Raw genomic sequence first — 1,254 nt, 5'->3', positions numbered from 1 at the left:
GTAGGGAAGCGGACGATGTCCTTGCCGATGATGTGAGCGTCAGCCGGCCAAAACCGCCATTTCTCATCGTTTTCATTTGGATAGCCGACGCCGGTGATGTAGTTGGTTAAGGCGTCGATCCACACATACATCACATGTTTCTCGTCGCCCGGCACCGGCACGCCCCAGTCGAACGTGGTGCGCGAGATCGACAGGTCCTTCAGCCCCGATTTGACGAAACGCATCACCTCGTTGCGACGCTCGGCCGGACCGATGAAATCGGGCTGGCTCTCGTAGAGCGCGATGAGCCTGTCCTGATAGGCCGACAGCCGGAAGAAATAGCTTTCCTCCTCGACCCATTCGACAGGCGTTCCCTGCGGCCCGTAGCGCACATTGTCGGCGCGGACCTCGGTCTCTTCCTCGCCGTAATAGGCCTCGTCGCGCACCGAATACCAGCCGGCATAGCCACCCTTGTAGATGTCGCCGTTGGCGGCCATCGCCTTCCAGATCGCCTGGGAGGAGGCATAATGCCGCTCCTCGGTGGTACGGATGAAATCGTTGTTGGACGCGTTGAGCGCGCTCGCCATGCGCTTGAACTCGGCCGAGTTGCGGTCGGCGAGCTCGCGCGCCGTGATGCCTTCCTTGCGCGCCGTCTGCAGCATCTTGATGCCGTGCTCGTCGGTGCCGGTCAGGAAGTAGACGTCCTTGCCGTCCAGTCGCTGGAAGCGGGCAAGCGCGTCGGTGGCGATCAGCTCATAGGCATGGCCGATATGCGGCTTGCCGTTCGGGTAGGAGATCGCGGTCGTGATGTAGAATGTGTCGCGTGACATGAATGAACCGTCATGAATATCTGAATGTGAGTTGTGGCGGTGGTATCGCATCGGAACGTCGATTGCCATCCCGAGGCCAATGCATGCCGCCCGAAAGTGGGCCAACGGCATGCATCGAACAGGCCGTCACATTCGCATTGCAGAATTCAGGCGGTCGATCATGGTCAGGGCGTGCTGCTTCTTGTCGAGATTGTAGGTCTCGGCCTCAGATATCGTGTTCAGCGCGTCCTGCCAAGCCTCGGACAGCGTTTTGGCCCTGGCGAGGTCGCCGGACAATGCCGCTTCGCTGGCGGCGTCCGAAAGCAGGTCGAGCGCGCGCCGGTTGAAGATGTCGAACTGGATCGCCTGGTCGCGTCCCGCCACGGCCTCGGCAAGGCGGTGGGCGCCGGCGATGTCCGGCTTCCGGGCCGCCACCAGCGTGTCGAGCGCGCCGGCGATCTCCAGC

General features: G+C 62.0%; 1 protein-coding gene and 1 pseudogene. Both read right to left on the bottom strand.

What is annotated here, in order from left to right:
* Positions 1–809: methionine--tRNA ligase (locus EOD07_RS34855; protein WP_164772865.1), on the bottom strand; the 809-nt coding region annotated here is incomplete at its 3' end.
* 126 nt (positions 810–935) lie between these two features.
* Positions 936–1,254: pseudogene (locus EOD07_RS34850) on the bottom strand (DNA polymerase III subunit delta'); the annotation flags it as partial.

Source organism: Mesorhizobium sp. M2C.T.Ca.TU.002.02.1.1, assembly GCF_003997225.1.
The sequence above is the reverse complement of the archived record's forward strand: the minus strand, read 5'-3'. Positions and strand labels throughout refer to the sequence as shown.